The sequence below is a fragment of the Shewanella profunda genome (assembly GCF_023283765.1).
Lineage (GTDB): Bacteria > Pseudomonadota > Gammaproteobacteria > Enterobacterales > Shewanellaceae > Shewanella > Shewanella profunda.
This window is the reverse complement of record NZ_JAKILG010000034.1, coordinates 1-13,514: the sequence shown is the minus strand read 5'-3', so window position 1 is coordinate 13,514 and position 13,514 is coordinate 1. Positions and strand designations below refer to the sequence as shown.

The 13,514-nt window shown below is 44.0% G+C and carries 13 protein-coding genes and 1 pseudogene; 9 read left to right on the top strand and 5 right to left on the bottom strand.

Annotated elements, in window-relative coordinates; translation table 11 throughout:
- Positions 1–88 precede the first annotated feature (88 nt).
- Both L2744_RS15080 and L2744_RS15075 read left to right on the top strand, forming a co-directional pair.
- Positions 89–2,362 carry a marine proteobacterial sortase target protein gene (locus L2744_RS15080; RefSeq protein WP_248992690.1) on the top strand — a complete coding sequence of 758 codons (2,274 nt, stop codon included), beginning with the start codon at positions 89–91 and terminating at the stop codon, positions 2,360–2,362.
- A 12-nt stretch (positions 2,363–2,374) separates the two neighbouring features.
- Entirely contained in the window at positions 2,375–2,989 is a 615-nt protein-coding gene (locus tag L2744_RS15075; RefSeq protein WP_248992689.1) for a class GN sortase, read from the top strand.
- An 88-nt stretch (positions 2,990–3,077) separates the two neighbouring features.
- Here L2744_RS15075 and L2744_RS15070 read toward each other — a convergent pair whose 3' ends face one another.
- A complete protein-coding gene (locus L2744_RS15070) occupies positions 3,078–4,103 on the bottom strand; it encodes a GGDEF domain-containing protein (protein ID WP_248992688.1) in 1,026 nt (341 codons plus the stop codon).
- Between the two features lie 164 nt (positions 4,104–4,267).
- Between L2744_RS15070 and L2744_RS15065 the strand changes: the two genes are divergently transcribed.
- Entirely contained in the window at positions 4,268–5,890 is a 1,623-nt protein-coding gene (locus L2744_RS15065; RefSeq protein ID WP_248992687.1) for a M28 family metallopeptidase, read from the top strand.
- A 144-nt stretch (positions 5,891–6,034) separates the two neighbouring features.
- Here L2744_RS15065 and L2744_RS15060 read toward each other — a convergent pair whose 3' ends face one another.
- From L2744_RS15060 to L2744_RS15050, 3 genes are all read right to left on the bottom strand, one after another.
- The gene (locus L2744_RS15060; RefSeq protein WP_248992722.1) at positions 6,035–6,898 is read right to left on the bottom strand and encodes a hypothetical protein; all 864 of its coding nucleotides are present in this window, start codon (positions 6,896–6,898) and stop codon (positions 6,035–6,037) included.
- A 333-nt stretch (positions 6,899–7,231) separates the two neighbouring features.
- Positions 7,232–8,227 (bottom strand): ATP-grasp domain-containing protein, encoded by a 996-nt coding sequence (locus L2744_RS15055; protein ID WP_248992686.1) that lies wholly within the window; start codon positions 8,225–8,227, stop codon positions 7,232–7,234.
- A 20-nt stretch (positions 8,228–8,247) separates the two neighbouring features.
- Positions 8,248–8,694: a MaoP family protein gene (locus tag L2744_RS15050; protein ID WP_248992685.1), complete on the bottom strand. Its 447-nt coding sequence runs from the start codon at positions 8,692–8,694 to the stop codon at positions 8,248–8,250.
- 108 nt (positions 8,695–8,802) lie between these two features.
- Between L2744_RS15050 and hdfR the strand changes: the two genes are divergently transcribed.
- The gene (gene hdfR / locus L2744_RS15045) at positions 8,803–9,651 is read left to right on the top strand and encodes an HTH-type transcriptional regulator HdfR (protein ID WP_248992684.1); all 849 of its coding nucleotides are present in this window, start codon (positions 8,803–8,805) and stop codon (positions 9,649–9,651) included.
- An 81-nt stretch (positions 9,652–9,732) separates the two neighbouring features.
- On the opposite strand, the gene L2744_RS15040 is transcribed toward hdfR, so the two are convergent.
- Positions 9,733–10,104 carry a diacylglycerol kinase gene (locus L2744_RS15040; protein ID WP_248992683.1) on the bottom strand — a complete coding sequence of 124 codons (372 nt, stop codon included), beginning with the start codon at positions 10,102–10,104 and terminating at the stop codon, positions 9,733–9,735.
- Positions 10,105–10,361: 257 nt separating this feature from the next.
- Here L2744_RS15040 and L2744_RS15035 point away from each other — a divergent pair, with 257 nt between their 5' ends.
- The 5 genes and pseudogenes from L2744_RS15035 to L2744_RS15015 all read left to right on the top strand — a co-directional run.
- Complete coding sequence (locus tag L2744_RS15035) at positions 10,362–11,291, top strand: DNA ligase (RefSeq protein ID WP_248992682.1); 930 nt, start codon at positions 10,362–10,364, stop codon at positions 11,289–11,291.
- A gap of 62 nt (positions 11,292–11,353) precedes the next feature.
- Entirely contained in the window at positions 11,354–11,827 is a 474-nt protein-coding gene (locus tag L2744_RS15030; protein WP_248992721.1) for a low molecular weight protein-tyrosine-phosphatase, read from the top strand.
- Positions 11,828–11,896: 69 nt separating this feature from the next.
- Positions 11,897–12,184 carry a hypothetical protein gene (locus tag L2744_RS15025; protein ID WP_248992681.1) on the top strand — a complete coding sequence of 96 codons (288 nt, stop codon included), beginning with the start codon at positions 11,897–11,899 and terminating at the stop codon, positions 12,182–12,184.
- Positions 12,185–12,520: 336 nt separating this feature from the next.
- A pseudogene (locus tag L2744_RS15020) lies at positions 12,521–12,735 on the top strand (IS91 family transposase); the annotation flags it as partial.
- 411 nt (positions 12,736–13,146) lie between these two features.
- Positions 13,147–13,514 (top strand): hypothetical protein (locus L2744_RS15015; protein ID WP_248992680.1); only part of this gene is annotated, 368 nt, incomplete at its 3' end.

The window sequence follows — 13,514 nt, the reverse complement described above, 5'->3', positions numbered from 1 at the left end:
TTTGAGCTGTGGTTATGGATGCGAGTGCAAGCTCAACTAAACATTAAATTGAACTAATATCCATACTTACAATAAGGAAGCCTTTGTGATGGCCACAGGGAAAAGGATAAAAGAAGTCATTGAAGCATTCGTTATGGTCGTCGTTAGTGTTGCTATTTTTTTGGGGTTACCATTTGCAGTATTGGCATCGCCAAATACTGCAGTAACCTTGTCAGGGCAACAAGATACAGCTCCTGCACTGGAAGCACACATTTCGCAGCAGCAACAAACTCTTGATTATGATGATATTACTCAGGGTATGCTGTTGTATTTCATGCCAAATGGTGCCTTATTGCCCTCTTTACCGCTTGATACACAGGTGTCGATGCAAGTCTCGGGCTTAAATAATCGCGTTAGCGTGAAGCAGATTTTCACTAATAACACCGAATTTGTATTAAACGGCCAGTATTTATTTCCTTTACCAAACGAGGCTGCAGTCGATTCGCTACGTATGCACTTAGGTCAGCGGGTGATAGAAGGGCAAATTCATCCCAAAGCTGAGGCTAAACAGATCTTTCAACAGGCAAAAGCCGAGGGTAAACGCGCCAGTCTTGTGAGCCAAGAGCGCCCCAATATGTTTACAACCGAAGTAGCAAACCTTGCGCCAAATGAGCAATTAATTGTCGAAATTAGTTACCAAGAAAACATTAAATATGAGGACGGCCTATTCAGTCTGCGTTTTCCTTTGGTGGTGGCGCCGCGCTATATTCCAGGTTTCATCAAGGATAACGCCTCTGCCAATGAAAATGGGGTTAACTCCCGTGTGACTAGCAGTCAAGTTTTTGATGCTGAACGTATTATTGCACCGTTAAGAAGATCCAATAGCGAACGAGATCCTGTGCTTAAAGCCAATATTGAGGTGCGTTTTACTGATGGCGTGGATAAATCAGCAATTGAAAGTCCTTACCATGAGATCACGCTGGATGAGCCCCATCACGGCGTAATCAAGGTATCACTTACCAATAGCGCGGTCGCAAATCGCGATTTTGTGCTGCAATGGCGTGCCAAACAGGGTATGAGCCCAATGGCTTTAGTCTTTAATCAGCAGGGGAAAACCCATGGCGATGGATCTTCTGAAGATAATATCAGTGAGAGTCGCAAATCAGATGATAACTACAGTCTTGTTATGGTGTTACCACCCAAGGCAGACGAGCATACGCTGTCAACATTACCCCGTGAATTAATTCTAGTGATCGACACCTCTGGCTCTATGGCGGGGGATTCGATAGTGCAGGCCAAAAGTGCACTCCACTATGCTCTTAATGGATTAAAGGTTGAGGACAGTTTTAATATTATTGAGTTTAATTCTGAATTGACTCAACTGTCGCCAACGCCACTGCGGGCAAGCCAAACTCATCTTGCCCGTGCGAGACAGTTTGTCAATCGATTACAGGCCGACGGTGGTACCGAGATGGCATTGGCACTTAATGCTGCATTGCCTAAGGATATGGGCCATTTATCGGTACAATCTCAGCCCTTGCGCCAAGTGATTTTTATGACTGACGGTTCGGTGGGTAATGAGCAAGCCTTATTTGATCTGATCCGTTATCAAATAGGTGAGAGTCGCTTGTTTACTGTGGGTATTGGCTCGGCACCTAATTCGCATTTTATGCAGAGAGCTGCAGAACTAGGTCGAGGTACTTTTACCTATATTGGTAATGTGGATGAGGTTGAGCAGAAGATAAGCCTGTTGCTGAATAAAATTCAGTATCCAGTATTAACCGATATTAACGTGCGCTTTGACGATGGTGGGGTGCCTGATTACTGGCCATCACCCATTCCAGATTTGTACCGTGGTGAGCCTGTTGTTGTCAGCCTAAAACGCAGTGAGCGTGAGCCGCAGGAGTTAGTGATCTCCGGTCGTCAGGGCCATAAAAACTGGCAACAGTCGCTTTCCCTCAAGGACGGCAGCGATGGATTAATCACCAATCAAGATGCGGGTTTAGATTTACTCTGGGCCAGAAAGCAAATTGCCGCACTGGAACTCAGTAAAAATGGCGCAAACGATGACAAAGTAAAGCAGCAGGTAACTGCATTATCAATGAATTACCACTTAGTCAGCCCTTACACCAGTTTAGTGGCGGTAGATTTAACGCCTATTGATTCCAGCGCCATGACGCGTGATGCCGTTGTACGCCAACACTTACCCTTAGGTTGGAAACCCTTTGGTGTATTACCACAAACGGCCACATCGAGTCGTTTCGATATGCTACTTGGTGCTGTCACTTTGATATTAGCATTGCTGTTAGCAGGCTCAATGCTGCGTCAACGCCGCAAAGAGAGAGCTGTCATTCTCGCTATTCCCTACAAACAAACATTATGAGCATTTAACCTTATGAGTAGACAGCAGACACGGCGAATTTTGCTAGTGGGATTGTTATTGCTCGGCGGTACATTGCTAGGAAAAGGACTCTATATGCAAGCTAAAGCACATTTCGCACAATATTTGATAGAACAGGCATGGACTAAGACTTTAGCCGACGGAAAATCCCACAAACCTTGGTCATGGGCAGATACCTATCCCGTTGCTAAATTGTCTATTTATCAGAGTAATAAGTTTACGCATTTTGATGAGATTGCCGCAAACGATAGCTTGTATGTGCTTGCGGGAGCGTCGGGACGTAACCTCGCATTTGGACCAAGTTTAGTGTTATCCAGCGCGTCAGCGGGCCAGATAGGTAATACGGTCATTGCGGGGCATAGGGACACACATTTTGCGATATTAAATGGTATGGCCGTTGGGCGGAAAATATCCCTGCAAACTGCATCGGGAAAGGACATTCTTTATCAAGTGGTAGCAACACAGGTTGTGCATGAGTCGCAAACTGAGTTTATGGCGCCCTCTGAAGATGAAAGATTAACCCTCATTACCTGTTACCCTTTTGGTGAGATCCAAGGTGGTGCAGAACTGAGATTTGTGGTGCAGGCAGTTCCTGTTTTAGCATCGTAAATCACCCTATTTCTATCAGCCAAAGTTCTCTCAGCCAAAGCCTGTTGACGTTTCAAGTGCCAGAATCACCTTGAAGCATCAACACGGCCTAGTTACTTATCGGCATGACACGATTACGGCCGAGTCGTTTTGCTTCATAGAGTAACTTGTCTGCTTTTTCAATCAGTTGAAGCCCTGTCTGCTTCTCTTGCCACTGTGCAACACCAAAAGATGCGTTGATATTATCGATGCGTTCATCTCTGCGTCTATCTTTTAAGCTGAGTTTTTCAAGCCCTCGGCGCATGGCTTCGGCCAATTGACGGGCAATGCGCAGTTGGCTCTTGGGAACGAGAATCGCAAATTCTTCACCGCCAAAGCGGTACAGTTTAATTCCATCACGGCAGGATTCTTGTAAGCGTTTAGCTACGGCGCGTAATACCTGATCACCCATTTGGTGGCCATAGCTATCGTTAAACACTTTAAAGTGATCGATATCGACCAAAATGATGCAGGTCCCTTCGGGGGCTTGGGCTAGCATGCCACTGAAATCTGCATCAAAGGCGCGGCGGTTAAGGCAACCGGTGAGAGCGTCGTAGAGAACATCCTTTTCCGTTTGTTCGAGTTTCTTTTTAAGGGAATCGATTTCGGTTTGTGCCTTTTGCAATTGTCCGGTGAAAAACTCTGTGCTTGAACGAATATTGTCAGATTCTTTTACTAAACTCCGCACTAAATCGAGCACTTGCTCGACACTAAAGCCTTCATCTTCAATACGATTGAGTTTCTCAAAATTGCTATCGATACGGGATTGAAACTCATGTGTGTCGAGGTTGGTATCTTTGAGAGATTGCGAAAGTTCAGTCACCATAGCATCTAAATTCTGGCGCATTTCCCGTACGTCCAGTTCGACGGGATCGGCAACGTATTGGCGGTAGAGCAATTCACTGCTGACGGGTGGACAGGTATTGTATTGAGCGATAACAGTATCAAGCTGCTCATTTAAAGCGGAGTTTTGTTCCCCGACATAGGTGTACCAGAGTGCGTAATTCACTGGCGTAGTGGGAATTTTATGTTTGAGCATTAGTGGAACTGCTTTTTTTAAATTCAACGCGGCGGTTTGTAATAATTCTCGTGGCATGCAGTGACCTTAATCAATAAAAAACGACCAATAAGATAAATGGACTGGGCCGTTTAGCGCTATATCGTTGATGCTAAACAGCATGCCACCGATGTAAAACATATCCCAAGAGATCCGTCACAAGCTGTGATGTATATGATAAAGTTTATCCTCAAAATTAAATAATGATAATAACTTGGGAGAAAGTCGTGAAAAATTTCATCCTAGTCAGTGCTTTTAGCGCCCTGCTGACTGTACCCGCTGACGCAGCCACATCCTTTACGGATAGCCTAGATCTTACCCAGTACCGCAATGATGTGAAAACCTTAGCCAGTGATGCCTTTGGTGGTCGGGCACCTTTATCTGAAGGTGAGCAATTAACCTTAGATTATCTCGAAAAAGCCTTTAAAGAGATGGGACTTAAACCCGCTTTCGGTGACAGTTATTTACAAGCGGTGCCTTTAGCTCAAATTAGCGCCGATCAAAATATGCAGCTCGACATCGGTGGGCTTAAATTAACAAATGGCAGTGAATTTACCGCCAGAACCCAAAGGATCGCCGAAAAAGTCAGCTTAAAGAATAGTGATGTGGTGTTTGTGGGTTATGGCATTAATGCCCCTGAATACGGTTGGAACGATTATCAAGGTCTAGATGTAAAAGGCAAAACAGTGATCGTATTAGTCAATGATCCTGGTTTCGCCACCCAAGATCCAAACGTATTTAAAGGCAATGCAATGACCTATTACGGTCGCTGGACATATAAATACGAAGAAGCGGCGCGCCAAGGGGCCGAGGCCGTGTTTATTGTGCACGAAACCGCACCAGCAGCTTACGGTTGGGGTGTTGTACAAAACTCCAATACGGGCACTAAGTTTACCTTGGTCGACGCTAATAATAACCAAGAGCAAGTAGGTGTTATGGGTTGGGTGCAACATGATGTTGCCCAGAAAATCTTTGCCAAGGCGGGAATGGATTTTGATAACTTAAAACAGCAAGCGGCAAAACCCAATTTTAAAGCGCTGCCACTTAAACTGCAGGCGCAATTAACCTTAAATAATACAATCGAGCGCGCTGAATCCCATAATGTTGCTGCATTACTGCCCGGAAAAACTCGGCCCGATGAAGTAGTGATGATGCATGCACACTGGGATCATCTCGGAACTGTGATTGAAGATGGCAAGCCTGAAATCTTAAATGGTGCAGTCGATAATGCCAGTGGTGTAGCGGGGGTTTTGGCCCTTGCTCGATATTTTAAGAAACAAGCCGAGATAGCCCCCTTAGAACGCTCGATCATTTTCAGTGCCTTTACCGCGGAAGAAACCGGTTTGATTGGTGCACAGCATTTTGCGCAACATCCTAGTGTGCCAGCTAAAAATATTGTCGCATTCCTCAATATCGATGGAATGAATATGGGTCAGAGCGTCGATTATATTCTGCGTTATGGTGAAGGGGTTTCTGAGCTGGAGCAATATTTGGATAAAACGGCTAAGGCCCAAGGCCGCACAGTCAAAGCAGATCCTAGGCCACAAAACGGTTTAATGTTTAGATCAGACCATTTTGCATTGGCGCAACAAGGGATCCCTGGGCTGCTATTTATGAGCCTTGGGGATACAGATCCCGATTATATTACCCATAAATACCACCAAGGTGCTGACGATTATGATCCGAATTGGTCATTAGCTGGCGTAAGCCAAGATTTAGATCTAATGGCTAATATGTTAAAAACCTTAGCGAATAGTAACGATTGGCCCCGTTGGATAGAGTCGTCGGATTTTAAAGCCAAACGCGAGCAGGATGGTCGTAAGTAATGGCTATTGTATTAAAGATTGGCTTATATAAGGGCAATTATAATCATCTTTAAATGATTTAATCTATTGAATATAAAGTTGATTTTTTGGTTTGAGATAGACAAAGAAGGGCGCCCATAGGCGCTCTTCTTTTTACATTGCGATTTAAAAGGTATAACTGACTGAGAGCATCGGACCTATAAAACTGTAATCAATATTATAATCGGCAATTTGGGTATCTTTATCGTCCGATTTTTGGGCAATATCGACATCCACTTTATAATAGTTGTAGGCCACACTCATACGCCAATTTGCGGTGATTTGTGCATCGACACCGACCTTTATATCTATTAATTCTCCTTTTATATCATTCAGAGTGATAGAGAAGTATTGGAAATGGCTCGCTAATTTCCAACCAGCGATAAACTCATAGTTTGCATAGAGACCCAAATCGGGTAATGGCGCAGTAACATTTTCGTCCACAATACGGGGAATTGCTTGGCTCCCACAGACATTGTTCAACAGCTCTGAGGCGTTGCAAACACCAATGACGCCTTCAAATCCGGTTTTGATAAACATAGTGTGTAGGCCGATAGAAAGGCCAATATCGTAGTGACTGCCTTGAAAAATATCATAACCATAACCTACACGTAGGATATCGATATTCAAGGTAGAATTGAGCTTGCCGCCCATTTTGATATCGTAAATGGTATCGTTAATTTCAAGCTGAAAGGGTTTGCTTAGGGCTTGCGTTTCTGCGCTGCGGTTAAGTTGTTTCCAGTCTAGGTAGACGTTATGACGTTCATTAAAGTGATAATTTAATTCGATAAATGGTAAAAACTCATTCTCTGCTAGTTGCAGATCAGACTCATAATCTAAGGTGTAATTACTACCAGAAATGGGATTGGTCACATCCATACTGGTGTCAGATTGTGAGTAAAAACCACCTAACTCGACAGTAAAATCACTCGCCTGTGCATGGGCACTTACAAGTGTAGCTATCAGTAGTGGAAACGAGCGGATTAACATCACAAGCGTTACTCCAACATTTTCTTATTATATTTGGCGATAACATCAGACTTTAATGCCATAAAAAAGACATTTGGAGTGTATCAGTAATTTTTCAAATGTGAATAAAATGTTTTTATGTTTGCGGTTTTTTGTGATAAGTGCCAAAGGTCGCATGCTTGCGCAACAGTTAACAGTAAAGTTGCGTTTAAGATCACAGCAAATATTGGAATGGGGCTTAGGTTTGCCAAAGGATAGAAATCAGGGGTGGTTTTAAACTGTATTGATAGCAACCTGCGATGATGACGATGTCAATCATCGCAGATTATTGGAACAAAACTTAATTAGATAATCCTATTTAGTCTTGAGTGATACGAGTTTTGCTTGTGGTGAAGTTGATTCTGTTTGGCTCATCGAGCCATCGGTACTGTTCGAGTCATCTTTATTGAACATTCCTAGACGGATGCGAATAAAGTGTAAAATCTGCGCGGCAATATCGACATTCAAGCAGGATTCTAACCCTTCAAATCCAGGAGATGAGTTTGCCTCACAAATCTTATAATGGCCGTTATCAAACAAGAGATCGATACCAGCAACATCAAGGTCGAGAATATTCGCCGTTTGCGTGGCGAGCCATTCAATTTCAGGGGTTATCTGAAAGGGGCGCGCCGAGCCACCAGCACTAACATTGGCTTTAAAGCTATCTTCCTGACCACGCCTTTCATAACAACCTGCCACTCTGCCACCGATAGTAAAGACCCGTAAATCGCGGCCATGGCTATTGGCAATAAACTCTTGCAAAATGATGTTAGCGTTTTTATTTGTCGCTTCAATCAATTGCATCAAATCGTCAAATTCGCGTGCCTTATGGGATAAAAACACGCCGCTGCCCTGTGAGCCTGACAGTGTTTTGATCACCACTGGAAAGCCCAAATGGCGTTCCACGAGATCGATATCGACCGGAAACTTAACCAACATGGTTTTGGGTGTTGGCAAGTTTTTCTCGGCCAGCAACTGCTGGGAGAATAGTTTGTCCTTTACAATTTCAATGGCCTTAGAGGGGTTAAGGCAATACACCCCTAAACGCTCTAAATGGCGAATAATGGCTAGGGCAAAATAGGTCGTCCCTGAACCCATTCTCGGAATGATAAAATCAGGCAGCTCAACCGCTTGCCCGTTTAATAAAATACTCTTGTTATCTTCTCTTGTGACCGTAAGATCAAATTCATCTGGGGCGTAAACGGTTAGCTCTATGTTGTCAGCCTTAGCCGCAGCCAGTAAACGCTCAATTTCATACCATTCAGGTTTTAGCTGAGTCGCGGTTTCTTTGTATAAAATCCACCCACGCATTTAGTAGCAAACCTTAATTTTCATGCTTTATCCTCGGGTTCAGGCTCATCCTGAACGTCATCTTCAATATCGACATCAAATACCACTTCGGGCTCGATTTCAGGCTTAGTTGCTGGCAAATGCACCGTACCAACTACAGCGTAAAAAGGCTTACCTTGGGCGAGTTTGCGGTACTTTAACCAGATCTGCTCCAACAAGCTACTGGGAGCGATATTTCCTTTAACCACTTCAACAAATTGTGCTTCGTCGGCGGTACAAGGAAGTGCCTTTCCTTCGGCGAGGTTTTTCATTGCATGACCATGCAATTCAAGGAGTTCGGCTTCTTTACTGGTAAAGTCACCACTGCGTTTAAAGCCCTTGGGAAAGTTTGCATCGTCGTAGAATCGTTTGTGCGATGCAAAACTGGCAGCTGAGCCGTTAACCGTCTCAGAACCCCTGTTAGCGTTTGAAATAGACTGTTCAGACATGGCAGTTACCTTCTAGTTTTTGATAAACAAAGATTTGCAACTGGAGTATTGGCTAGTATTATTGATTTATAAATCAAAAAAATTTGCCAATGTTGGTCAAGAATTTTTATGGATACCGATTTACTCAAAACATTTCTCGAAGTTTCCCGCACTCGCCATTTCGGCAAGGCGGCTGAAAATCTGTATCTTACCCGCAGTGCGGTGAGTTTTCGCGTTAAGCAGCTCGAAGGCATACTCGGCGTTGCGCTGTTTGAACGGCAACGCAATAATATTCAGCCAACGCCCGCGGGCGAGCGAATGTTGGGCCATGCAGAGGCCGTGTTAACTGCGTGGGAGCGTGCCAAACAAGATGTCTCCTTGAGTCAGTTACAATCCACCCAATTGGCGATTGGAGCAGGCCCTAATATTTGGGATGCGTATCTTCAAGGACCTTTACAGCATTTGCATATCGGGTTACCCGGTGTGGCTCTGCGCACGGAAGTATTACCCCCTACGGTAATGACACGGCAATTGATGGATAGAACGCTAGATATTGCAATTTCCTTCGACCCACCCAAGCTTGATCAATTTGAGCTAGTGCAATTAGGGCAGATTAATTTATTGTTGGTGTCGAGTTTAGCCGATATGGCTGTCGATGGGGTATCGTCAGGGCAATATGTAAAGGTGGATTGGGGCACGGCTTTTAATATTATCCATGCTCAGGAATATGCCGCGCTGCCCGTACCAACATTGCATACCAGTTCTGCACGCATAGCCTTAGATTTTATTTTAAATAATGGTGGCTGCGCATTTTTACCCGAACATTTAGTGCAGCAGTTACTGCATAAAGGGGAGCTACACCTTGTGCATGGAGCCAATGCCATTTCCCGTAGCGTGTATGTAGCCTATTGGGCTGAAAATGACAGGTTAGAGCAGATAAAACAGGCCATCACGTTTCTTATTGATGATGGGCTATAAATTAAAAAATGATTATAAATAAAAATGCCTTTAGTTTTTCAGCTAAAGGCATTTTTATTAGCAGAGCAACAGGTCAATATTTTAGATAAATAAGGGCGCTAAAATAATCAACCAAGTGATGCCACATAGAGCAAGGCTCATAAATACCGCGGCCGATGCAATATCTTTAGCTTGACCACTTAAGGGATGAATTTCACTGCCAACACGATCGACCACGGCCTCAATGGCTGAGTTAAGTAGCTCGACAATGAGGACTATAAACAGGGTGAAAACCAGCATTAAACGCTCAATGGTACCGACATCGACCAGCAATGCGACAGGTAACATCACTACGCACAATATTAATTCTTGTCTAAAAGCGGCTTCGTGAACCCAAGCTGCCTTTAAACCCTTCATCGAAAATCCGGTCGCTCTAAAAATACGTTTAATACCATGATTATTGGCAGGTTTCATTGTGTTTCCATTAACTTTAGCTATATGTTGCTAAGGGGCCCGTTCAAATAAGGTAGTGAAAATAGGCCTATGCCTTTGGTTATATTCAAACGAATGCGTAAAAGTGGCCGCAGTATAGCCCGAGTTGAAAAACGCATAAATAGCTAACTACGCAAATTATCTTGATACATTTAGGTGTTAGGTCTCGTCCGCTAGCCATCTTGGAGACTTCAATCTAAGCTTGGTATTGGAACATAATTCACCATAAGGACATGGGAATGACTCATACAAGCCAATTATTTCTTTTAATCTCTAATCCTTTCATTCTGTTGCGGTTATTATCAGTTTCCTTGCTGCTGGTATGCTTATCACTTAATGCCAACCCCAGTGCGCCTAAGATCCAACTCGCCACAGAATTGACTACCGACAGGACGAGTCATGATATTCGCGAGTTTTTAATCAGTGAAAAGTTAGATGGTGTTCGTGGATACTGGACTGGGCATAGGTTAGTCACCCGTCAAGGATATCCCATTAATGCACCAGCGTGGTTTATTGCTGATTTTCCGGCAATACCCATTGACGGTGAGTTATGGCTTGGGCGAGGGCAGTTTGAAGCAATCTCAAGTCTAATCCGCCAATCATCTCCCAAAGAGGACGCATGGCGTAATGTACGCTTTATGGTATTTGACTTACCCAAAGCGGAGGGGAATTTTGAGCAGCGCTATCGATTGGCGATAAAGATGTTTGCAGGTAAATCAGCTTATCTTGAGGTAATTGAGCAGTTTCAGCTCGATAGTATTGAGGCTTTATATCAAAAACTCGATAGCCTAGTTGCTTTAGGTGCTGAAGGATTAATGCTCCATCGCCGCAGCGCATACTATATAGCAGGCCGAAATCCAAACTTGATGAAGTTAAAACCCTACTTTGATGCAGAAGCTAAAGTCATTGCACATATTGCGGGTAAAGGTCAATTTGAGGGGCAGATGGGATCTTTAAAAGTACAAACGCCCGATGGACGTATTTTCAGTATCGGTACTGGTTTTAGTCTCGCGGAGCGTCAACATCCCCCCGCAGTGGGCGCTATCATCAGCTATAAATACCTTGGGCTTACCGTTAACGGTTTACCGCGGTTTGCTAGCTTTTTACGGGTAAGAACCGATATAGTCGAGTCCCCATTGGACGGCGGTGTTGACCGTTCTGGGCAATAAGCCTATATACTCTTGCCCATACGAACTAGGCTGCGAGTCTTAAAGGAAAACGAGTGTTAAAAATGCAACATAATTATCGTATCTTGATGGTATGTATGGGCAATATTTGCCGTTCGCCCACAGCAGAGGCCGTCTGCCGCGCTAAAATTCGTGAGCGTCGCCTTGATATCGAAGTCGACTCGGCGGGAACTATTGGTTATCACCAAGGGGATAAACCCGATGCCCGTGCGATGGCGGCAGGTAAAAAACGTCGGCTCAGTTTCGATGGTATGCGCGCAAGGGAAGTCGTCGATGCTGATTTTGAGCATTTCGACCTTATTTTGGCAGCAGATAACAGCAACTTAGCGGATTTACATCGGCGTTGTCCCGCCCAGCATCAGCAAAAACTTAAGTTGATGTTGTCATATGGTGATAGCAGCGTGAAAGAGGTACCCGATCCCTACTATGGCGGCGCACAGGGGTTTGAACTAGTGCTCGATCTCCTCGAGCAGAGTATGGAAGCTTTATTAGATCAATTGGCCGAAAAGTTCCGTTGAGATGCGTATTGCCATTTACGGTTTGGGTTTTATGATAAGTTCGGGTAAATCCCCTTATGCGAGATGACGATGAAAGTAATGGATTCAGAAAACCGAGTATGGTTCCTTTTGGAGCATGAAGGTCGCTTGTACTTGAATGCAAATTGCAACATGAGTGCATTTGGCTATAGCTATATGATCCAGCTCAATGATCAGGAACTGCAAAATTATGAAGGTGGTGGCCGCGAGTATTTAAATAATCTTGCTCACGATATTCACTATTCTGTTCCAATTGCAAAAGACACATCGTCAATTTACAAAGGTCGTGAAGTCTCAAAACAGCTAGCTGGTTTAGCAACAGAAGCGATTAAAGCGTGACGTGTTTAAAATCGGTTAACTCTAAAATGCCCCAAAGCAAGACAGCTGAATCGTATATTGTGTTATATGCATTGCCACTGTTTCCCCAGTGACACGCCGTCTATTTCTTTCAAAATAAGCATCCCTATAGGCTCGACGGCGACATCCATGTCGCCAACGGTCACTGGTACACCAATGCCAATCCTCACTAACCCTCTAGCTGTTCGTTCAGCTAAAAAGCTATTGCCCCAAAATCAGTTTCGAAGTTCAAAAAGCAAACAGTCCGAATAAAGCTTTAGCTATAGAAAAGCTAATGTGGTGGACTACTTTCAATCTAGAAGTTATGCCTGTCCGATCTTTCTCGCCAATGCTTGCCGCCGCAAAAAGTTAGCGCTTATCCAGCAATAATTGCGCCAACCGCAGGCGGCATTTGCGAGTCCTTTGGTTAAGGGGACTGTTGGTGGTCATGCCCGCAATGCCAGCTTGGTCATTTACAGTTTATTGGGCTGATAAGGCCGCAGTCGGTAGTGATGATAAACAACCAAGGTCAGCCTGTACGCATGTCAGGATAACCCCACGCCCTAAAGACGTAGCGTAATGCAGCGAAAAGCAGCCAGCCTTATGGGCGCAAGCCGATGAGGGGATGTGGTGCGAGAGTGAGCCTGAGTCTGGGCTGGAATGCAGTGGACCACGCGCCTTAGTTAGTCAAAAGTGAGCGTAAAAGAATGAGAAAGATAAAACGATATCAAGTGATTACCCATCAAACTGTATAAAAAACCGCTACCGCAAAAAAGCAAATTCCTATAGCATTATTCATACCCATTTACACGGATGTGGCAGCGGCCAAGTCCAACAAGCGATTTATGCCCTGCAAACAGCGCAGCGCATAAATACTAAGACGTTATGCGTACTTTAGCCTCCTGCGTCAAAGACCAAAAAGATGTAGAATAGGCAAAATGTTTTTAATGTAGATGCTAACTCATATGAAAACTAGCGAAATATTGAAAGTGTCAAGCATAGATGACTTAAAAGGGCTTGGCTCATACCTTGAAATAAAAAGATTCCTTGAAGAAAAAGTTGATAACAAGCTCGGTGCAAAAGGCTGGTCATCATTATTTTTCAAGATTCAAGGCTTGAAAGGGATTATCTGTACCAACAAAGAAACCTTACTGTCTTCCATTCATAAAAATTCATTCGAAGAGTCAAAAGTTGAAATATCTAAAATATTAGGAATAAAAATGAGGCTGTTCATAATTCTGTGTCAGGTTAATTTCACAGATCGATATGGTTTTCTAAGCGCCCCTCAAAATGGATTGAGAGCTGTGATAGCGTCAAATTCCAATTTTGGATG